Source organism: Plesiomonas sp. ISS29, assembly GCF_056522795.1.
In genome coordinates this window covers 152,426-174,238 of the sequence record NZ_JAWRZQ010000001.1, presented here as the reverse complement: position 1 = coordinate 174,238, position 21,813 = coordinate 152,426, and the positions used below count along the sequence as shown (strand labels likewise).

Sequence of the window (21,813 nt, the reverse complement as noted above, 5' to 3'; positions counted from 1 at the left end):
TCCCTCTCTGGCAAGCACTATAGAGCGTTATTGATAGACGTATAAATGCTGAATTCGCATTTCAAATTCCGTTTTGTTCTAATTCCGATGCTTTTTTCGCCATAGATGTTTGGCAGTAAATAGGGGCTGTGCGATCAGGTAAATAGGTGGAGTGAAAGCAACGAATTAAACGGGATGAGGTTCACAGAGCGTCACGTAAAAAACTCGTTATACATTCAGATTTGCTACCCTTGTCGGGAATTTCTTACCCCTACTGTTTGTTCGAGGAATTTTTATGTCTTTATCCCGTACTCCGCTGGCGCTGGCCATTGCCGCAGGTTTGCTCTGCTCAGGTCTGGCAAGTGCCGCAACCGTTTCCCTACGTGTGCTAGAAACCACTGATTTGCACAGTAACATGATGGATTATGACTATTACAAAGATCGTGCTACCGAAAAATTTGGTTTAACCCGTACGGCAACTTTGATTGATGCGGCACGAAAAGAGTCTAAAAACAGCGTGCTGGTGGATAACGGCGATCTGATTCAGGGCAGCCCGATGGGCGATTATCAGGCGGCCAAAGGGCTGAAAAAAGGCGAGGTGCATCCAGTCTACAAGGCGATGAATTTGCTTGATTATCAGGTGGGAAATCTGGGTAACCATGAGTTTAACTATGGGCTGGACTACCTGAAAAATGCGCTGGAAGGTGCGGCATTCCCGTACATTAACGCCAACGTTTTTGATGCCAAAACCGGAAAACCGTTATTGCAGCAGTATCTGATTAAAGAGACTGAGGTGGTGGATAATGAAGGCAATAAGCAGACATTGAAAATCGGCTATATCGGTTTTGTGCCGCCACAGATTTTGATTTGGGATAAAGCTAATCTCGACGGTAAAGTCACGGTGAAAGACATTAAGCAGACTGCCGAAGCGTTAGTGCCAAAAATGCGGGCCGAAGGTGCAGATTTGGTGATTGCGATCCCACACTCAGGGGTTTCATCAGACCCGTATAAAGCGATGGCTGAAAACTCTGTTTATTACCTCTCTGAGGTGAAGGGCATTGATGCAATTATGTTCGGCCATTCACACGGCATCTTCCCAAGTAAAGAGTTTGCAGCGCTTCCAGGCGCTAATATAGAAAAAGGTACACTCAATGGCGTGCCTGCGGTGATGCCGGGGCAGTGGGGCGATCATCTGGGTGTGGTAGATTTTGTGCTCAACAATGACAGCGGTAAATGGCAGGTTGCTGATGCCTCTGCACATGCGCGCCCGATTTTTGATAAGGCGGGCAATAAACCGCTAGTAGAGGCTGATCCAAAACTAACGGCAGCGTTGAAAGCCGATCATGCGGGGACGCGTGAGTTTGTCAGCCAGCCGATTGGTAAAGCCTCAGACAATATGTACAGTTTTTTGGCGCTGATCCAAGATGATCCGACGGTACAGATTGTCAATAACGCCCAAAAAGCCTATGCCGAGCACTTTATTCAAGGTGATCCGGATTTAGACGGTATTCCGGTGCTCTCTGCTGCCGCGCCGTTTAAAGTGGGTGGCCGTAAAAATGATCCAACCAGTTATGTTGAGGTGGAAAAAGGCCAGCTAACGTTCCGCAACGCTGCTGATCTGTATTTGTATCCCAATACGCTGGTGGCGGTAAAACTCAATGGTGCACAACTGAAAGATTGGCTGGAGTGTTCGGCTGGTCAGTTTAATCAGATTGATGTTAACAGCAGTGCTCCACAATCACTGATTAACTGGGATGGTTTCCGCACCTATAATTTTGATGTCATTGACGGTGTTAAGTATCAAATTGATGTGACGCAACCTGCGCGTTTTGACGGTGAGTGCCAGTTGATTAACCCAGCTTCTGAGCGTATTCAGGGGCTGAGTTTTAACGGTAAACCAATTGATCCGAAAGCAGCCTTTATTGTTGTCACCAACAACTACCGTGCTTACGGTGAGAAATTTGCCGGTACCGGCAGCCAGTTCATTGCATTTGCCTCACCAGATGAGAACCGCCAAGTGCTGGCCTCTTACATCACCCAAGAAAGTAAAAAACACGGTCAGGTTGTGCCGACGGCAGATAACAACTGGCGGTTAGCCCCGATTAATAGCAAAACGCCACTCGATATTCGGATGGAAACCTCACCATCAGAGAAGGCCACCCAGTTTATCAACGCACATGCACAATATCCGATGACACAGGTAGGAAAAGATGACAACGGCTTTGCCGTCTACCGTATTGATCTTGCGCCACAGGCTGCAAAAGCAAAACAGTAGGCGGATTAAAAAACAATAAGTGCGAGAATGGCACTGCTGGTCAGTATTACATGGCGCGCTATTTTTCTTTTTGAAACAGAAACTTCAGCAAAAAAGCCTTTCGGATACCGAAAGGCTTTTTATTTTATCTATCTGATTATTTTAGCATTTTACGGTTGCTGCCATTATTGCCGTAAGCGTTAGCACAATAGTTATTGTGACTGCACAAATCCTGCGGCGGTACGGACAAAAATAACCGGCTTTCCGCCAGTCAGCGCATCAATTTGCAGAGCATCAACCTCACCCTGAGCATTGGTTTTTACCCTTACGGTTTGGCCAGCTTTGACATTACTGAGCGGTTTATCAGCCGCCTGTGCGCGTGTCATTGCCATCAGATCTGGCAGCGGTAAGTTGCCTGAGCGAAATACCTGCGCCAAGGTGACGCCTTTACCAACCTGATAGCTTTTCCAGCCAGCACTGTTGCCAACAGCCGCCGGTGGCGGTGTGGTTTTTACCACCTCTTTGGCCGCTTCTTTAACCGGTGGTTTGGTTACCGGCGTTGGTTTGACCACCGGTTTATCGGCGACCACGGTTTTTTCGCTGCTCGTGTTACGGGCAGGTGGTGCAGTTACCGTGCTTTTTGGCCGCTCAATGATCGGGCGTTCTGCTGCCGGAGTACGATTGGCTGAATTTACCGCAGAGGTGTTATTGCCATTATCGCGAGCGGGAGGCATAACCGGTTCAACCTCGGTTTGCCGCTCAAGCTCTTCTGGCATCTCTTGCGGAATACGGCGATCAGGCTCACGGGCAGACAGCGCTTCCGGTGTCAGTGTTACTGGTTGGCCGTCATTGGTATTCGTACCGCTGAGCACACTGTTTCCATCTTCTGAGGTTGCCGCAGATGCGCGTGAGGCGTTGTCACCCGAAGGCAGCAAGACTCCCAGCAGAATAACCAGCAGGCTGACGGTCATCCAGCGGCGATGAAAAGGCGAGACCGGACCAAACCACGTAAAGCGATCAGGAATGTGCCACAGTGCAATCAGGCCAGCTTGTAATACGCCAGACAACCCTAACTCTGCCGACGGCAGCGAGATATTCATTGCCGGCAGCTGCCACTGAGGCAACTCTAGGCGATTAAACCAGCGTTGCAGACGCCGTGTGCGGCTGTTCTGATTTTTTTTGACCGGTTTTGCTCGGCGCTTTTGACCTGTTCTTCCCACAGGCCCATTATCTGTTCGCAGGTCCACTTTTGCTCCATGTACTAGACGTGCCGCGATAAGTTCATTTTTTCCTTTTCGACGACAAATGTCACGGTATTTAGATTGAAAACTCGGATTTCTCTTCCCACTTTTTGCCGGAAAGAACAGAGACTGCTATGCTCGCGGTTCAGTAAGCGGTTTATCGGTAAGGAAAACAGATGACAACCCCGATTCTTGAAACCTTAGAAGCACAAGCAAGTTATGGTATTGGTTTGCAAATTGGCCAACAACTGGTTGACAGTGGTATGGCTGATTTAGCGCTTGATGCGCTGTCTGCTGGCCTGCGTGATGCGTTAGAAGGCAATGCACCGGCAATTCCGGTTGATGTGGTTCATCGCGCACTGCGTGAAATGCACACCCGTGCTGAAACAGCTCGTCAGGCTCAATTCCAAGAAGTTGCTGCCGAAGGTGAAGCCTTTTTGCAACAAAATGCTAGCCGTGAAGGTGTTAACAGTACAGGTTCAGGCTTGCAGTTTGAAGTGCTGGAACAGGGTACTGGCCCGATCCCTGCACGTACTGACCGTGTGCAGGTACACTACACCGGTAGCCTGTTAAATGGCACTGTTTTCGATAGTTCAGTACAGCGCGGCCAACCGGCAGAGTTTCCGGTTAATGGCGTGATTGCAGGTTGGACCGAAGCACTGACCATGATGCCGGTCGGCTCTAAGTGGCGTTTGTACATTCCACATGCGCTGGCATATGGTGAACGAGGTGCTGGTCAATCTATCCCGCCTTGTAGCATGCTGCAATTTGATGTTGAGCTGCTGGATATTCTGTAAGCGCCCACATTAAAAATTGGCACTATCCATTAAGCACTAAGCACTAAGCACTAAGCATCAAGCATCACGAGATCATCACGGGCAGTTTTATCGCATCGCCCGTGGTGATCTCAGCGTGTTAATGATTTCGGTAGTAAACCACTTATTTTAGTGGCTATTTTTTCAGCTCAGCTTGAATCAGGCCCATTGCCTGATTGATTTCACCTGCCGTCAGCGGCCCTTCTTTGGCAAACAGCACCTTCCCTTGTGCATTCAGCACAATAATGGCAGAATTTTCCGGCTTTAATTGCCATGCCTGTTGCACCACACCGTTGGCATCATAAATAAATTGTGACCACGGAAATTCGAGTTTGCTGTCTTTTAGGCTGCTGCGCACAAAAGCACTGGTGCCGATAATGGCATCATCCGCATTCACGATAGTGGTGGTTTGGTAGCGCTCGCGTGAAAACTTGGCGGCTTTAATGGCCTCAATAAAAGGTGCATTCATCTCTTTGGCGGATGAGCGGCCAGCAATCGCCTGTACCACACGGACTTTGCCGTTCAGCTGTTGTGTGCTCCAGGGGGTATATGCAATCTCAGTACCTGATTTCTCGGTTTTTTGGATAACCATTTCGCCTTTATCAATCACTGTGGCACTCGGCAGTGGCTTATCTTGCTGGATAATAGAAGCAAATACCCAAGCTGGAAACAGGGCACTAAGTGCAATCATCAGGGCTATCTTCTTCATTTCTCTTTAATCCTTAATAAAATAGGGAAAGAACATCAATCGTCATCTGCGGCAGTTACCGTGATCTTATTGAAATAGGTGTGATTGACTGAAGTGTAGAAGTCATACGGTAAGAATATGACCTGTGGTTAGCATAGCCTGCACAGCAGGGTTTGTCAGGCACAGGTTACAGCTTGGTTGCTGTTTTGTGTTGTTCTTCTTTCGGGGGAATCGCGCACTCTGGCAGTTAAATACGGTTTTTGCTGTATGGTTAGAGTAACACTCCGTATGTAAGCATGATTATATCGCGGGATAAATTTGTGAATCGTCACAAAATATCGTTTTTTTGAAAAATTTCAGCAATATTTTCCGACTATCATCAACGACCTGAAATGACATTATGACTATGATGACCTGGTCATGATGACGATTTACCTCACTTGTGTTAATATTATGTTGTGCTTGGTTGACGAGGAATGTTCAAAAGCCGAGAGAGCAGACAAGTGGACTTGAATGGAGGTCAAACCAATGATGCGTATTTTTCAACATTACAACCCCCCAGTGATTGCGCGCTACGTAAAGGGATTTTTCCGTGGCCGTGTCTATATTAAGGGAATTGGTGCTTTTGAATTTGATCAGGGCAAGATCCTGCTGCCAAAAACAAAAGATAAACAGCATTACACTGTGATGAGTGAGATTAATCGCCATATCAGTGAACTTCATGCTGAGGCAGCGTAAGAGATGAGTATATTGGTGAGATACAGTATGCCCGCATAATCAGATTGTAATAAAAGCACAACAGAATAATGCGATAAAAAAAGCCATCAATAGTGATGGCTTTTTTAGTGATCAGTTTAGTAAAAGATAGGCAGGACTTAGGTAGACTCTGTTATTCGGTATATTGATGTTCTTTATGTTATAGCGTTTTATACCGTTTTATGCAGAGCCCACAGTAACCATATTCACTGTGGGCTGTTGGCCTATTTTATCTTTATTTAGTTTTTCTGTTCAGTTTCTTCCGGCGTTTGTGTGCCATCACCACGTTTTGCTAATTCAATCTCTTCTTTATTGATGCTCTCGAGTGACATACGAGTGATAAGTAACTGATCAATTTTAAAGTTATCAATATCCACCACTTCAAATTTATATTTATCGAAGATAGTGTAATCGGTACGCTTGGGTATTTTCCGCAGCATAAACATCATGAAACCACCAATGGTCTCATAGTTATCTGAATCCGGAAATTCATCAATATCTAATGCCCGCATGACATCATCAATCGGTGTACTGCCTTCAATCAGCCACGTATTTTCATCACGCTGTACAATCAGCTCTTCCTGATTCTGATTGACCAGATCACCCATCAAGGTGCTCATCACATCATTGAGAGTGATAATACCGACAACCAGAGCATACTCATTGAGGATAACGGCAAAATCTTCACTGCTGCCTTTAAAGCTTTCCAGTGTTTCAGACAAGGTGAGTGAGTCAGGGACAAACAGTGGGTTGTGCATTGGCAAGCCTTCATGCAAGGCAATGCTCTTTCCGTTCAAAATCCGCATCAACATATCTTTTGAGTCAACATAGCCGACGACACTGTCAATGTTGTTATCACACACCAAAAACTTAGAGTGCGGGTGTGAGGAGATTTTTTCGCGGATGCTCTGTTCACTTTCGCGGATATCAAAGTAGATCACATCTTCACGTGGTGTCATCGAAGAGGGCACTGTGCGCGATTCAAGTTCAAACACGTTTTCAATCAGATGATGCTCTTGCTTACCGAGCACCCCTGCTAGCGCGCCTTGCTCAAACACGGTGTAGATGTCATCAGAGGTGATATCTTCTTTGCGAATGGTGGGAATATTGAACAGTTTAAACAGTGTGTTTGCTATCCCATTGAAAAACCAGACTAATGGTTTGAATACGGTGATGCAAAATTGCATTGGTGTAACAATGCGCGTTGAGATTGACTCAGGCGCTGCCATACCAATGCGTTTTGGCATCAGATCTGCAAACAGGATAAAACCACCGGTAACAATAGAGAATGAGAGTAAAAAGCCGACTTTTCCGGCCATTTCCGGTGAGAGCCAGTGAACCAGCAGGCTTTCAAAGTAAGGCGAAAACGCGGTGTCACCAATAATACCGCCTAAAATTGCAACGGCATTTAACCCTATTTGTACCACAGTAAAGAAGTTGCCAGGCTGTTCTTGTAGGGCAATGACACGCGCTGCACCTATATTGCCTTCATCGGCCATCACCTTGAGTTTGATTTTACGAGAGGCTGCGAGAGAGATTTCTGAAATGGAAAAGAAAGCACTTCCCGCGATCAGCAGAACAATGGCCAGTATATTTTCCAGCATTATCACGAGACCTTAACAGTAATTATGGCTCCAAATTGTGGAGCATTTCGTTGTCGGTACTATTTGTTGTTCGTACTACTAAAGTCACGCGCGCTACGATCATAGCGACAAGGAGGAGTCTGACGATAAGATCGCAGCGCAGCAGTTACTTGTTGTAGATTAAGTAACCAACTTAACTAACTTACGCAGTATAGCTGTCCGTTGAATTAGAAGCTAGGTGTCGTTGTTAACCTTGTGGTGGCAGACAGACTCCGGTTCCCGCCAGCCCACAGTATCCGTGCGGATTTTTAAACAAATATTGCTGATGGTACTCTTCGGCAAAATAAAATGTCTTGGCAGGAAAAATCTCAGTGGTAATGCTGCGCAGATCACCGGCATCGCGCAGGGCGCGCTGGTAGTCGTGTAGGCTGCGAGTAGCTAGCTGCGCTTGCTCTTCGGTAAATGTGTAGATCCCCGAGCGGTATTGTGTGCCGCGATCATTACCCTGCCGCATACCTTGCGCTGGATCGTGGTGTTCCCAAAAGAGTTGTAACAATTGCTCAAAACGAATGATTTCAGGGTTATAACGGATAAGTACGGCTTCAGTATGCCCGGTCAGGCCAGAGCAGACTTCATCATAATGCGGATTTTCAGTGTATCCGGCAGTATATCCGGCGGCGGTGTAGCAAACCCCTTCTTGCTGCCAAAATAGGCGTTCTACTCCCCAAAAACAGCCCATAGCCATAATAATCGTCTGTGTATTAGGCGGTGCATCTGCATACAAAGACGTGCCAAATACCGCATGGGGAGTGCTAAGCTCTATCGGAACAGATCGTCCCTTTAATGCATTATTTGCACTGACTAAGACAGATTTATCTGAATTCATCATAAAATCCTCTGTATTTTTGCTCTACGCTGTATATTACTGTGGAATGGATAGTTATGATCTCTACCATTGTAGAGCAAGAAATTGTTTCTTGAATTTAATCAACGTGATCTCCGTTGAGGTGTTTGTGCGAAAAAGAACAGCATATTTGTTATTCACATTACTATTAGCATCATTACCGTTACAAGCCTCGGTAAAATTACAAATAGATGGCCTGAGTGGTGAACTGCAACGTAACGTTCGTGCACACCTTTCAACAATTACCGATGACGAGGTCTCTGCTAGCCCGCGTTTTAAACGGCGGGTTAAAGCCGGTATTGAAGATGGCCTGAAAGCGCTTGGCTATTTTAGCCCTGAAATTAAGTTTGATTTAGTCCGCCGTGAGCCACCGGCAAAGCCACTGTTGATTGCCAAGGTAAAGCCTGGTGAACCGATTAAAATTAAGAAAATCAATATTGAGTTACTAGGGGATGCTCGTAATGACCCAGTATTTCAGGCATTACTAAAAAAGACACCTAAAGTCGGTTCTGTTTTGAATCAGGGTGATTTTGATGCATTTCGTAAGCAATTAACCTCTCTGGCATTAGAGCGCGGTTATTTCAAGGCACAGATATCAAACAGTAAACTGGAAGTTGCACCTGAATTGTATGAAGCATTTTGGGATATTACGCTCGACAGTGGTCGCCGTTACCGTTTTGGTGATGTGACTTTCAGTGGCTCGCAAATTCTTGAATCCCGCTTAACGCCGTTAATTCCCTTCAAAACAGGGGATTATTATTTAGCCACTACGCTGGCAAAATTTAACCAAAATTTATCGGATACTAACTGGTACCGTAACGTGGTCATTGACCCGTTATTCAGTAAGGTTTCTGATAATATGGAGTTGCCTTTACAGGTAACGGTTGCGCCGCGAGCACCCAACAAAGTTGAATTTAGTCTGGGGTATGCCACAGATATTGGCCCGCGAACCAATATCACCTGGAATAAACCGTGGACAAATAAGTTGGGCCACAGCTCTGAAACGAAAATGGGGCTTTCACAACCAGAACAAACGCTGGAGTTTGGCTACCGTATTCCTACGCGTGATAATCCGCTGGAAAAATTCTATACCTTCAACAGTAAGATTGAATCAAAGAATAATAATGACACCAAAGATCAATCTGTCTCTGCCAGTATCGGTGCGTACTGGAATGTATCTTCTGGTTGGCAGCATACGCTTACTTTAAATACCAGCTACAGCAGCTTTGAACAGGGCTCACAACAAGCCGATACCTTCTTGTTATATCCGGGGGTGCAATTTGCTCGTACCCGCTCACGCGGCGGTTTGATGCCATATTGGGGGGATTCACAGGTCTTTGGTATTTATTATGCCAATACCGCGTGGATGTCAGACATTGATATGCTGCAGTTGCGTGGCCGCACCACTTGGATTCGGACTTACGCAGAGAAACACCGTTTTGTTTCGCGTCTTGAGGCTGGTTGGTTAGAGAGCAGTGACTTTGATAAAGTGCCGCCATCATTGCGTTTCTTTGCTGGTGGTGATCGCAGTATTCGCGGTTATAAGTATGAGTCGATCTCTCCGGTTGACAGTGAAGGGAAACTGACCGGTGCGTCGCGAATGGCGACCGGATCACTGGAGTACCAGTATAATGTCAGCGGTAATTGGTGGGGCGCGGTGTTCTATGACACCGGTTTTGCAACCAACAAGTTTAGCCGTGATGACCTGAAATCAGGTGTGGGCGTAGGTGTTCGCTGGGGGTCACCACTGGGCCCGGTACGCGTTGATATTGCACATCCTCTTGCTAAAGATAGCTCCGGCGTGCAGCTTTATATCTCTCTGGGGCCAGAGCTATGAATCCGTTAAAAAAATTAAGTATTGGTTTTTTAATTACCCTGTTTTTGCTGATTGCGGCATTGGCCGGTTTACTGGGTACTGAGTCAGGTTTGCAGATTGTGTTTAACAGTGCCGCCCGCTGGGTACCGGGGTTGGATATTCGCGCCGTTTCCGGAAACTGGTCTCGTGGTATTCACCTAGAGGGGGTGGAATATCGTACGCCTGGCGTGGATGTCACGGTTGATGATTTTCTGTTGCAGCTTGATATGCGCTGCCTGCGCCGCAGCGAGCTCTGTATTCGCCAGTTGACGACCAATAAGGTTAATGTGGCGATAGATACAGCGCTGCTGCCGGCTTCTGAACCGTCAGAGTCTGCCCCGCTTACCCGTATCTCAACACCGTATCCGTTGGGGTTGCAACTATTGCAGCTTGATAACATCAATGTTTCGGTCGATGGTACACAGATTTCACTGGCCCACTTTACCAGCGCTGCCAGCTGGCGTGAGCAGTTAGTCACCTTGAAACCGACTGAGTTCAATGGTCTTACGGTGAAAACTGCCCCTGCAGCGATTGATAGTGCGACATCAGAAGATAGCGCAGCACCAAAACTGTCGGCTACTGACAGCAGCAAGGCAATAACACCTAAAAAAGCCGTTGCCGATCAAAAGAAACCCGTCAGTAGTTCGGTCACTCACAGCGCTGCCGCCAATACAACCGACAGCGCGGCATCTGATGATATCGCTCAGCAGCTAACCGCGTTATTTGCAAAACCACTGCTGCCTGAGCTGCCGGCCATCACCTTGCCGGTGGATATTGCTATTGAGCAGATCCATGCCAAGCAAACACTGATTGATACCGGCACGCCATTGCAGATTGATGATCTGCTGCTCAGTGCTAATACCACCGATAACAAAGTCAGTATCGACACACTGCAAGTCACCCTGCCGCAAGGGCGTGCATCACTATCGGGAACGATTGATCTGGCAAAAAGCTTTCCGGTACAGCTCACATTAGATTCCAACCTTGCACTGGAACCGCTAAATAAACAGCAGGTACAGTTGGATGTGAGCGGTGCACTGTATGAGCAGCTAAATGTAGCGCTGGCACTGCGTGGTGATGTACAGGCGCAGGTTTCCTTGCAGACCGAACTGGCTAAAGCTGGTTTACCACTGCAACTGTCGGTTGATAGCAAACGGCTGGTCTGGCCGTTAACCGGTACGGCAGATTACAGCGTGCAGGATCTGGCCCTGAAGCTGACTGGCAGTGCTGAAAATTATCAACTTAAATTGAATGCCGCAGTCAGCGGTACAGATCTGCCAGCCAGTAAAATAGGGTTAGCTGCGCAGGGTGATCTTAGCCATGTCGCCATTCAAAACTTGCGCCTTGATACACTCGGTGGCAATGCACAACTGAAAGGCTCTCTGGCATGGAAAAAACTGCTTAAATGGCGTGCTGATCTCTCTCTGAATAATCTGAGTACCACCAAGCAGTGGCCTGATTATCCGGCACAATTAAATGGCCGTGTTAGCACCAAAGGTGAACTACAAGGTGAAGCGTGGGCTGTTGATGTACCGATTTTTAACATCAAAGGGCAGGCGCTGAAAAAACCACTCGATTTACAGGCAGTTGTCAGCGGTCGCAGTACCGGAAAATGGAATATCTCAGCGCTCAAGCTCAATATGGGGGGCAATAATCTGCTGGCAAAAGGGGTTATTGATAAAAACTGGAAGATGGATGCCGAGATCAACGCTCCGCGTCTTGATGGCATTTTGCCGGATTTAGGCGGGCAGGTAAAAGGTAACTTGCAACTGCGCGGTGCACTGCTGACACCGAATGTTGATCTTGATCTAACCGCGACCCGTTTACGCTGGCAAGATCTGCAAATTGGCCGTTTACAGGCTAAAGGTAAAGTAGATTCGCAGCAGCAAATTAAGGGCAATATGGATATCAGCCTGCAAAATCTGGTGCAGGGTGATCTGTCAGTTAAAACACTGACACTGGCAGCTAGCGGCGATGAGCGTCAGCATCAGTTGCGCTTTGCGATGCAGGGTGAGCCGGTTTCCGCCGGATTACGGTTAAACGGCAGCTTTGATCGTAACAGCATGAACTGGAAAGGCACGCTGAGCCAGACACAAGCACAAACACCAGTCGGCCCGTGGACGCTGCAAGCACCAGTTGCTCTGGCGTATAAAAATACGCAACAGCAACTTACCATCAGCCCATTGTGTTTAATCAACCCAAATGCTGAGGTGTGTCTGCCACAGGCTGCCACAGTAGGCGCGAGCGGGCAGGCGCAAATTGCTTTGCGCCGCTTTGATCTGGCTATGCTCAAACCTTTCTTGGGCGATCAAACCCGCCTGAAAGGGCAGCTACAGGGGCAAAGTGAGATCCGCTGGCGGGCAGATGATGCCATTCCTACGGTCAAAGCCAGCATCAACAGCAGCGATATTCGGGTTGTTCAGTGGCTTATGGGCCGTCGTCTTCCGATAGATTTAAGTACGCTGGCACTCAATCTGAATATCGAAAAAGGGCGCTTACTGCTGACCAATCAGGTTCAGATTAAGGGTAATGGCGGTCTGGATAACCGCATTGAGATCAGCGATCTGGCCGGTAGCCGCCGTTTGGGTGGCAGCATTAAAATCAACCAGCTTTCACTGGGCGTGCTTTCACCGATGCTGGAAAAAAGTGAAAAGGCGCAGGGTGATATCAATGCCGATTTGCAGCTGGGTGGTTCTCTGTTAAAACCGTTATTGCGTGGTGATCTGAGTGTGAATGAGCCTCAGCTCACCGGCGCATGGTTGCCGGTTGATATTACTGGCGGCAACCTGAATATCCGCTTCTTGGGAACAAGTTCAACGCTGACTGGTGCATTAAAAACCCCTGAAAGCGTTCTTAATCTGACTGGTGAGGCCAACTGGCAAAAACCGGAACAGTGGAGTGCACTGGTCAAGGCCAATGCAAACCGCTTACGGATCGCATTGCCGCCGATGGTGCAACTGGATGTCACACCGGATCTCACCTTCACAGCCTCACCAACACAAATAGAGCTGACCGGATCGGTGCAGATCCCGTGGGCGCGCATCAATGTTGATAGCTTGCCTGAGAGTGCGGTAGACAGCTCATCTGATCTGGTGATCCTCAATAATCAGTTGCAACCGGTAGAGAAGAGTAATCCGGGCGCAGCAGTGAAAACTGACCTGATGATCCGGTTAGGTGATGATATCCGCCTGAATGCTTTTGGTTTAAAAGCGCGTTTGTTGGGAAGTCTACACGTTTTACAGAATATGCAAGGCCCAACGATCCGTGGTGAAGTTTATTTGGCCGATGGTCGTTATCATTCGTTTGGCCAGGATTTAGTTATTCGTAGAGGTAAATTACTGTTTGTCGGGCCACCGGATCAGCCGATGCTAAATATTGAAGCTATCCGTAATCCAGATGCCGTAGAGAACGATGTTGTCGCAGGTTTACGGATTACTGGTTTAGCAAGTAGCCCAGTACTGACTATTTTTTCTCAACCGGCCATGTCGCAGGCGGAAGCGCTCTCTTACCTGTTGCGCGGTGAACCACTGGATGATGGTGATGGTGACAGTGGTGCGATGACCTCGGCGCTGATTGGTATCGGTTTATCACAAGGAAGCCAGCTAGTCGGGCAGATTGGTCAGGCATTTGGTATCAGTGATCTATCATTGGATACTCAGGGTGTGGGTGATAGCTCTCAAGTGGTGGTGAGTGGTTACATCATGCCAGGGTTACAGGTGAAATACGGCGTAGGTATTTTTGACTCACTAGCAGAGCTAACACTGCGTTATCGCTTAATGCCAAGATTGTATTTACAGGCGATATCGGGCTTAAATCAGGCAGTTGATCTGATTTATCAGTTTGAGTTTTAAACAAAAAATGTGCTGCGCCAGTGAGTCTGGTACGTAGACAACAAAAAACACCGCCCATGTGAGCGGTGTTTTTTTATGGTTGTTTGCAGCCGGACTTGAAGATAGCGCGTTGCTCTAGCAAGTTATGCTTTTTTAGCGCGCTCAAATGAGGTCAGAATTTCAGCTTTGGCTGCTTCAACCCCTTCCCAGCCTTCAACTTTGACCCACTTACCAGATTCTAGCTCTTTGTAACGCTCGAAAAAGTGGGTGATCTGTGCGCGCAGCAGCTCGGGCAGATCGCCGATATCTTGCACATGGTCATACTGCTTGCTCAGCTTACTGTGCGGTACAGCAACTACTTTGGCATCTTCACCTGATTCGTCAGTCATCTTCAGCACGCCGACTGGACGACAGCGAATAACCGAACCGGGTAGTAGCGGGTAGGGTGTTGGTACTAGCACATCGACCGGATCACCGTCGAGTGACAGCGTGTGGTTCACATACCCGTAGTTACACGGATAGAACATCGGGGTAGACATAAAGCGGTCAACAAAAATAGCACCAGACTCTTTATCCACTTCATACTTGATAGGATCAGCATTTGCCGGAATTTCAATCACAACGTAGATATCATCGGGTAGGCTTTTTCCCGCAGGTACTTTGCTTAAGCTCATGTCAAATTCCTTGTTGAAAGAGGTTATCGTTAACGCAATGAGTATAACGATCTCGGTTAAAATAAAAAGATGAAAAATGCACCGCACAGGTGCTGAGTATTCAGCACCTTATTTTGTACGTATGGCTTCATCACCGAGGCAATCTATTGCGGTTGTCAGATCCCGATTCAGACATTGTCTGGATATTCGCGGTCTGGGTATTCGCGCATAAAGCGTTCGGCATCATCCATCATTGCTTGTGAGCCAACAAAGAAAGGCACACGCTGATGCAGCTCACTGGGGATAATATCCAAAATGCGGTGCGTGCCATCACTGGCCCTTCCTCCGGCCTGCTCGGCTAAAAACGCCATCGGGTTGCACTCATACAGTAAACGTAATTTCCCTTTTGGGCTGTTTGCTGTGCTTGGGTAGATGTAGATCCCCCCTTTGAGCATATTGCGGTGAAAATCTGCTACTAACGAGCCGATGTAGCGTGAGGTATAGGGGCGCTTGCTGGCAGTGTCATGATCCTGACAATACTTAATGTATTTTTTCACACCCTGTGGAAACTTGATGTAATTGCCCTCATTAATTGAGTAAATCACCCCAGTTTGCGGAATGCGAATATTTTCGTGCGACAGACAAAAAACACCCAGACTCGGGTCATAGGTAAAGCCATGTACGCCACGGCCAGTGGTGTATACCAACATGGTTGATGAACCATAAACCACGTAACCGGCAGCCACTTGCCGGTTGCCAGATTGCAAGAAATCTTCCCGTGTTACTGGCGTTCCTGTTGGCGTGATACGGCGGTAGATTGAGAAAATAGTCCCGACCGACACATTCACATCAATGTTTGATGAGCCATCTAGCGGGTCCATCAACACCACATACTTGGCATTACAGCCTCGATCACCTTCGAAAATGACAATGTCATCCTCCTCTTCTGAGGCAATTCCGGCAACCTCACCGCGAGCCTGTAGCGCGGCCTTCAATTTATCATTGGCATACACATCCAGCTTCATCTGGCTTTCACCCTGCACATTGGCAAGGCCGTTAGCACCCAGAATATCCACCAAACCGGCTTTATTAATATCGCGGTGAATAATTTTTGCGGCCAGTTTGATTGCGGCCAGCAGAGAAGTCAGCTCTCCCGTTGCGTGGGGAAAATCCTGCTGTTTCTCGACGATAAATTCGCCAAGTGTTTTCATTGTCATCTTCCTGATTATTTATCATGTGAGTAGGCGTACAGTGATACAACACGAAGGTCTTCAAACCAAACGTTTGCGTACCTGTTCACAATTTTAGCGATAATGATAAAAAATATCCTGCGCTGTCGAACATTTCCGCGCTTTGGCAGCGTGATTTCCTCTCTTTTGCAGACGAGAGTAGAATGCACGATAAATCATGAGGGTGAGAACAGTTAGCTATGCATATTCATATTTTAGGCATTTGCGGCACATTTATGGGCGGATTAGCTCTATTAGCGCGTGCGCAGGGCCACACCGTGACCGGTTCTGACAGTAATGTCTATCCACCAATGAGCACTTTATTGCAAGAGCAAGGCATTGATATTATTCAAGGATTCGATCCGGCTCAGTTAACCCCGAAGCCTGATTGCGTCGTGATTGGCAACGCTATGTCGCGTGGTAATCCCTGTGTTGAGTATGTGCTGGCAAATAGTCTGCCTTATACCTCAGGCCCACAGTGGTTGCATGATCATCTATTAGGTGATCGTTGGGTACTGGCGGTTGCCGGTACACACGGTAAAACGACCACTGCAGGTATGTTAGCGTGGATTTTAGAGCACTGTGGTTATGAACCGGGATTTTTAATTGGCGGTGTACCGGGGAATTTTGATGTGTCGGCACGGCTGGGTAACAGCCCGTTTTTCGTGATAGAAGCCGATGAATATGATTGTGCTTTTTTTGATAAGCGCTCGAAATTCCTGCACTACAGCCCGCGCACCTTGATCCTCAATAACCTTGAGTTTGATCATGCTGATATTTTTGATGATCTACATGCGATCCAAAAACAGTTCCACCATTTGGTTCGCATTGTGCCGAACAATGGCAAATTGATCGTGCCGCAGCATGATAACAACGTCAAAGCGGTGCTGAATATGGGCTGCTGGAGTGAAGTTGAAAGTGCGGGTGACAATGGGGAGTGGAAGGCAGAAAAACTGAGCCACGATGCGGCACAATTTAGTGTTCAGCTTGATCAGCAATATGTTGGCGAAGTGCACTGGGGCTTAGTGGGTGAGCACAATATGCACAATGGCCTGATGGCGATTGCCGCCGCTCGCCATGTGGGGGTTGAGCCAGCTTATGCCTGTGCGGCATTGAGCCAGTTTATCAATGCACGCCGCCGCTTAGAGCTCAAAGGCTGTGTATCAGGCGTGACTGTGTATGATGATTTTGCCCATCACCCAACAGCAATCACCGCCACATTATCCGCATTACGCGCTAAAATTGGTGGTACAGCCCGTATTCTCGCAGTACTTGAACCGCGCTCTAATACCATGAAATTGGGTGTACAAAAGCAGGATCTGGCCCCCGCTTTGGGGCGTGCCGATGAAGTTTTCCTGCTGCAACCTACTAATATTCCGTGGATGGTCACTGATGTAGCAGAAGCCTGTGTACAGCCGGCACACTGGGCTGCGGATGTTGATGTATTAGTCACCATGATCATGCGAACCGCTAAAGAGGGGGACTATATTTTGGTGATGAGTAACGGCAATTTTGGTGGTATTCATCAAAAATTATTGGCTGCACTTGAGCACCTTTCTGCGCAGTAAATCGCATTATTGTGACAAACCGCACATTTGCTAGGTCATTCACGGACAGCACAGAGGTTTGCTGTTCTTTGCGGGATTGGCGCTAAGCAATTTGTGCGGTAGGATCGACTGCTGCACCCTGAATTGGCCCATCAGGAGTACCCACTTTTGTACTGGGGTTCTGATGGCCAGTTTGAATAGGTTATTTTCGTATTACGCTTTAATTGCCTGAAATAGAGTAAGGTTTTTGCATGATTACAGCCGGTAAATTCAAGGCGATTTTAAAGATAAATAGCTATTTGTTAGCGCTTTATTCCGTCACATTTATTATTCCGATATTTGTCGCTATTTATGAGGGCGATGGAGAATCCGCCGCTTACTTTAAATCGTTTGTTATATCCCTATTATTAAGTTTGATGACCTACTATTTGACCAAAAATAATAAGTCACAATTAGGGACAAAAGACGGTTATTTAGTGGTATTGATATTTTGGCTGGTATTTTCCTTTTTCAGCACCTTACCGATGGTGATGCTGAAAGGCGTGGATATTAGCCTGACCGATGCCCTTTTTGAGAGTATCTCCGGTATCACCACAACCGGTGCGACGATTTTAAGTGATGTTACCAATGCACCGAAAAGCTTGCTGTATTACCGCGCTCAACTGAATTTTTTTGGCGGGTTGGGGATTATCGTTTTAGCCATTGCCGTACTTCCCTTTATTGGTGTAGGCGGAATGCTGGCTCAAACGGAAATGCCCGGGCCGATGAAAGATGAGAAAATGACCCCGCGTATTGTTGATACTGCTAAGAGCCTGTGGGTGGTCTATTGCGCGCTGACATTTGCCTGTATCTTCAGTTTTCGGGCTGTGGGGATGGGGTGGTTTGATGCTATTTGCCACGCCTTTGCCACTATTTCATTAGGTGGTTTTTCTACTTATACCGAAAGTGTGGCTTATTTTAACAGCGCCGGTGTTGAGCTGGTTGCGGGTATATTCTCTATTCTGGCCGGTATTAACTTTGCGCTCTATTTTATCGCATTTCAGCGTCGCAATATTAAAGTGATCAGCCGCAACCCAGAGTTCAGATTATATATTCTGGTCTGTTTTTGTGTGGTTGCCTACACAGTCTGGGGGCTATACCGTTCGAATACCTTTGATCTATGGGCCTCTTTTTATCACGGTTTTTTCCAGTCAATGTCGGTGATGACGGATAACGGATTAGGCACTGCGGGTTACCCTGATTGGCCGGTTGATGTCACTTTTTTGCTGATTGGTGCTAGCTTTTTTGGCGGCTGTGTCGGGTCAACGTGTGGCGGGATCAAAGCTTTGCGAATATTGGTTCTGATTGCGCAAAGTGTCAAAGAGGTCAAATTACTGATCCATCCGCGTTCGGTGGTATCACTGAAAATGGCGGGCAAACCGATTCATGATCGCCAAGGGTTGGCAGTACTCGGCTTTTTCTTTTTGTATGTCATGATGACACTGATTTTTGTCTTCTTGCTGACTGCATTTGGTGAAACGCTTGATACTGCCATTGGCTCTACTGCCGGTTGTATCAATAATATGGGGATTGGGTATGGTGCATCAGGTTCAAATTTCAGCGGCCTCAAAGAGCCATCAAAATACGTGATGATGCTGGCCATGTTATTTGGCCGATTGGAGATTTTTCCATTCCTAGTGCTGATGTCTCCGGCTTATTGGCGCGATTGAGTCGATTGAAACTGTTGACGTTAATGTTGACGTTTAAGTTTAAGAGATAGCCGAGGTTAAATCAGCCGGCCATAGCAAAAAAGCCCGTTAGGGCTTTTTTGCTTCAAAACCAATGACGGTTGTCATCTTGCGATAATTACTCGTGCTGTTCGAATAACTCCAGAACGGAGTGGTATAAAGTTTCAATCGCAACAGTGCGGCAAGGCGTGATAAAAATGGTGTCATCACCGGCAATCGTGCCTAGAATGCCTTCCGCTTTACCGAGCGAATCGAGCATCCGTGCAATTAACTGTGCCGCACCGGGGCTAGTGTGTATAACAATTAGCGCACTGTTATAATCAACATCAAGAACCAGATTTTTCAATGGGCTCGACGTTGTTGGAACACCCAGCTCTGCGGGTAGGCAATAAACCATCTCCATCTTCGCATTGCGTGTACGTACCGCACCGAATTTGGTCAGCATGCGTGATACTTTAGATTGGTTTATATTACGAAAACCTTGATCTAATAATGCTTGAACTATCTCACCTTGCGAGCTGAACTTCTCTTCGTTCAGAAGTGCTTTAAACGCACGAATGAGCTGTTCTTGCTTATCTGGGCTACGCATTATGGGCTCCAAAATGCAAAAAAACAGCGCTCATACTGCATAAAAATTCATTTATTTTCAATACTCAAACAACTGAGATTGTGTGCATAAGGTGTAAAATGGCGCGTTTTCTTGTTTCAATTAGTTTCCTGTGCTGCTTTTTCGTACAGGCTGATGAGTCTGTTTCTATTCGTTTTGCCACTGATCCGACCTATCCCCCTTTTGAATACCACAATGAACAAGGGCAATTAGCCGGGTTTGATATTGAACTGGCAATGGCACTGTGTGATCGCCTGCAACGCCGTTGCGAGTTTATTGAACAACCATTTAATACGATTCTATCAGGGTTGCGCCTTGGCGCATATGATGCAGCTATTGCTGCGCTGGATATCAATAACAACCGTTTACAACTGATGAACTTCACCCAGCCTTATCTGGATAATGCTGCTGTATTGGTGGTTAATACTGATAATGTGGTAAGCCCTGATGTGCTCAAAGAGCGGTTGGTAGGTGTACAAACAGGCACGACCTTGATGAATTTTGTGGTAGATGGCCATTTAGGGGAAGAGATTACTCCCTTACCTTATGCCAGCTATCAAGAGGCCTTTTCTGATCTAATTGCCGGAAATATTGATGCGGTATTTACCGATCAGGCAGTGGCCCTAAACTGGCTGAATCAGCATAAAGAGAGTCAGTGGAAAATTTTGGGGCATGCCTATACCTCGCGTGATTATTTCGGACAGGGGCTGGGGATTGCGCTACCAAAACAGAGCCATGTTTTAAAACGCGAGCTGGATAATGCGCTGGATGCTATGCGTGCCGATGGCGCGTTAGCGGCGTTACATCAGCGTTATTTTCCAGCTCTGCCCGTACAATCGAAACAGAATTAAATCAGCATATGATGCAACATTGAGCCAGCTTTGCGCTAACTCTCAATCTGTGTGTTAACAGATTGTGTTTAGTTTGATGTTGGATTAGTGTCTAGTCATCTTGATACCCAACACAATAGGATTTTACAAGGAGCATTAAGGATGAAAGTTGCGGTTTTAGGTGCTGCAGGCGGCATCGGTCAAGCTCTGGCTCTGCTGTTGAAGGTTCAACTTCCAGCAGGTTCTGATCTTTCCCTGTATGACATTGCCCCCGTAACTCCGGGTGTTGCAGTGGATCTCAGTCACATCCCTACAGCAGTCAAGATCAAAGGTTTTTCTGGCGAAGATCCAAGCCCTGCACTGGAAGGCGCTGACATCGTGCTTATCTCTGCGGGGGTGGCACGTAAGCCGGGTATGGATCGTTCAGATCTGTTCAATGTGAACGCCGGTATTGTGCGTAACTTGATCGAAAAAGTGGCTGTTGTATGCCCTACAGCATGTGTGGGTATTATTACCAACCCTGTTAACACCACGGTTGCCATTGCCGCAGAAGTGCTGAAAAAAGCCGGTGTTTACAACAAGCGTAAACTGTTTGGTATCTCTACATTAGATGTGATCCGTTCTAATACCTTTGTGGCCGAGTTGAAAAATAAACAGCCGCAGGATTTGGATGTTCGCGTGGTGGGTGGCCATTCAGGGCTGACTATTTTGCCTCTGTTGTCACAAATTGAAGGTGTCACTTTCAGTGATGACGAAATAGCCGCACTGACCAAACGTATTCAAAATGCCGGTACTGAAGTGGTTGAAGCAAAAGCCGGTGGTGGTTCAGCTACCCTCTCTATGGGGCAGGCTGCGGCACGTTTTGGTTTGTCACTGCTGCGTGCAATGCAAGGCGAGAAGGGTATTGTTGAGTGCACCTATGTAGAAGGTGACGGGCAATATTCACGCTTCTTTGCACAGCCGGTTGTGTTGGGCCCTAACGGTATTGAAGAGTATTTACCGATTGGTGCGCTCAGTGCGTTTGAACAAAATGCACTTGAAAGCATGCTGCCAACTCTGCGTGATGAAATTGCACTGGGTGAAGCATTTGTTAACGGCTAACCGTTAATCGGGTACTTCATGTTGTGAATAAAGGCTGCCGGTTGCGCAGCCTTTTTTATAGGCTTCTTTACTAGAGTGTAAAAGACACCACGTAATTTTAAAAACGGCACATAAAAATACCGGCTACTGTGTAGGGTAGCAGCAGGCCCGATCAACTGCGATCTGTACAGATCTTTTTACGCAAATACCGATCTTAAGAGGTTGGCAGATTGAT

Annotated in this window: 16 protein-coding genes; 9 read left to right on the top strand and 7 right to left on the bottom strand. The window is 47.1% G+C overall.

Annotated features, from left to right (window positions below; translation table 11 throughout):
- Positions 1 to 274: 274 nt before the first annotated feature.
- Complete coding sequence (locus AC1HDJ_RS00725) at positions 275 to 2,254, top strand: bifunctional 2',3'-cyclic-nucleotide 2'-phosphodiesterase/3'-nucleotidase (protein WP_479536440.1); 1,980 nt, start codon at positions 275 to 277, stop codon at positions 2,252 to 2,254.
- Positions 2,255 to 2,445: 191 nt separating this feature from the next.
- Here the strand turns inward: AC1HDJ_RS00725 and AC1HDJ_RS00720 are convergent, their stop codons facing one another.
- Positions 2,446 to 3,480, bottom strand: a complete 1,035-nt coding sequence (locus tag AC1HDJ_RS00720; RefSeq protein ID WP_479536438.1) for a LysM-like peptidoglycan-binding domain-containing protein — start codon at positions 3,478 to 3,480, stop codon at positions 2,446 to 2,448.
- A 170-nt stretch (positions 3,481 to 3,650) separates the two neighbouring features.
- Here AC1HDJ_RS00720 and AC1HDJ_RS00715 point away from each other — a divergent pair, with 170 nt between their 5' ends.
- Positions 3,651 to 4,271, top strand: coding sequence for a BamJ family beta-barrel-assembly machinery protein (locus AC1HDJ_RS00715; RefSeq protein ID WP_438623449.1), 621 nt, complete (start codon positions 3,651 to 3,653; stop codon positions 4,269 to 4,271).
- A 154-nt stretch (positions 4,272 to 4,425) separates the two neighbouring features.
- On the opposite strand, the gene AC1HDJ_RS00710 is transcribed toward AC1HDJ_RS00715, so the two are convergent.
- Positions 4,426 to 4,998 (bottom strand): YtfJ family protein, encoded by a 573-nt coding sequence (locus tag AC1HDJ_RS00710; RefSeq protein ID WP_479536435.1) that lies wholly within the window; start codon positions 4,996 to 4,998, stop codon positions 4,426 to 4,428.
- 510 nt (positions 4,999 to 5,508) lie between these two features.
- Between AC1HDJ_RS00710 and AC1HDJ_RS00705 the strand changes: the two genes are divergently transcribed.
- Positions 5,509 to 5,715 (top strand): DUF1107 domain-containing protein, encoded by a 207-nt coding sequence (locus AC1HDJ_RS00705; RefSeq protein WP_479537172.1) that lies wholly within the window; start codon positions 5,509 to 5,511, stop codon positions 5,713 to 5,715.
- A 257-nt stretch (positions 5,716 to 5,972) separates the two neighbouring features.
- Here the strand turns inward: AC1HDJ_RS00705 and paeA are convergent, their stop codons facing one another.
- Positions 5,973 to 7,337 carry a polyamine export protein PaeA gene (gene paeA, locus AC1HDJ_RS00700; RefSeq protein WP_479536433.1) on the bottom strand — a complete coding sequence of 455 codons (1,365 nt, stop codon included), beginning with the start codon at positions 7,335 to 7,337 and terminating at the stop codon, positions 5,973 to 5,975.
- Between the two features lie 226 nt (positions 7,338 to 7,563).
- Entirely contained in the window at positions 7,564 to 8,205 is a 642-nt protein-coding gene (msrA, locus tag AC1HDJ_RS00695; RefSeq protein WP_479536431.1) for a peptide-methionine (S)-S-oxide reductase MsrA, read from the bottom strand.
- Between the two features lie 145 nt (positions 8,206 to 8,350).
- Here msrA and tamA point away from each other — a divergent pair, with 145 nt between their 5' ends.
- On the top strand, positions 8,351 to 10,057 hold the full coding sequence (gene tamA, locus AC1HDJ_RS00690) for an autotransporter assembly complex protein TamA (protein WP_479536429.1): 1,707 nt from the start codon (positions 8,351 to 8,353) through the stop codon (positions 10,055 to 10,057).
- Positions 10,054 to 13,926 (top strand): autotransporter assembly complex protein TamB, encoded by a 3,873-nt coding sequence (gene tamB / locus AC1HDJ_RS00685; RefSeq protein ID WP_479536427.1) that lies wholly within the window; start codon positions 10,054 to 10,056, stop codon positions 13,924 to 13,926. Before tamA ends, tamB begins: the two co-directional genes overlap by 4 nt.
- Positions 13,927 to 14,048: 122 nt before the next feature.
- Here tamB and ppa read toward each other — a convergent pair whose 3' ends face one another.
- Together ppa and fbp are read right to left on the bottom strand one after the other, a co-directional pair.
- Positions 14,049 to 14,579: an inorganic diphosphatase gene (gene ppa, locus AC1HDJ_RS00680; RefSeq protein WP_479536425.1), complete on the bottom strand. Its 531-nt coding sequence runs from the start codon at positions 14,577 to 14,579 to the stop codon at positions 14,049 to 14,051.
- 167 nt (positions 14,580 to 14,746) lie between these two features.
- A complete protein-coding gene (gene fbp / locus AC1HDJ_RS00675; RefSeq protein ID WP_479536423.1) occupies positions 14,747 to 15,769 on the bottom strand; it encodes a class 1 fructose-bisphosphatase in 1,023 nt (340 codons plus the stop codon).
- Positions 15,770 to 15,987: 218 nt separating this feature from the next.
- Between fbp and mpl the strand changes: the two genes are divergently transcribed.
- Together mpl and AC1HDJ_RS00665 are read left to right on the top strand one after the other, a co-directional pair.
- Positions 15,988 to 17,355 carry a UDP-N-acetylmuramate:L-alanyl-gamma-D-glutamyl-meso-diaminopimelate ligase gene (gene mpl, locus AC1HDJ_RS00670; RefSeq protein WP_479536421.1) on the top strand — a complete coding sequence of 456 codons (1,368 nt, stop codon included), beginning with the start codon at positions 15,988 to 15,990 and terminating at the stop codon, positions 17,353 to 17,355.
- A 305-nt stretch (positions 17,356 to 17,660) separates the two neighbouring features.
- The gene (locus AC1HDJ_RS00665; RefSeq protein WP_479537170.1) at positions 17,661 to 19,043 is read left to right on the top strand and encodes a TrkH family potassium uptake protein; all 1,383 of its coding nucleotides are present in this window, start codon (positions 17,661 to 17,663) and stop codon (positions 19,041 to 19,043) included.
- Positions 19,044 to 19,179: 136 nt separating this feature from the next.
- Here the strand turns inward: AC1HDJ_RS00665 and argR are convergent, their stop codons facing one another.
- The gene (gene argR, locus AC1HDJ_RS00660) at positions 19,180 to 19,650 is read right to left on the bottom strand and encodes a transcriptional regulator ArgR (RefSeq protein WP_479536419.1); all 471 of its coding nucleotides are present in this window, start codon (positions 19,648 to 19,650) and stop codon (positions 19,180 to 19,182) included.
- 98 nt (positions 19,651 to 19,748) lie between these two features.
- On the opposite strand from argR, the gene AC1HDJ_RS00655 reads away from it, so the two are divergent.
- On the top strand, positions 19,749 to 20,519 hold the full coding sequence (locus tag AC1HDJ_RS00655) for a transporter substrate-binding domain-containing protein (RefSeq protein WP_479536417.1): 771 nt from the start codon (positions 19,749 to 19,751) through the stop codon (positions 20,517 to 20,519).
- 141 nt (positions 20,520 to 20,660) lie between these two features.
- Positions 20,661 to 21,599 (top strand): malate dehydrogenase, encoded by a 939-nt coding sequence (mdh, locus tag AC1HDJ_RS00650; RefSeq protein WP_438623461.1) that lies wholly within the window; start codon positions 20,661 to 20,663, stop codon positions 21,597 to 21,599.
- Positions 21,600 to 21,813: the final 214 nt, after the last annotated feature.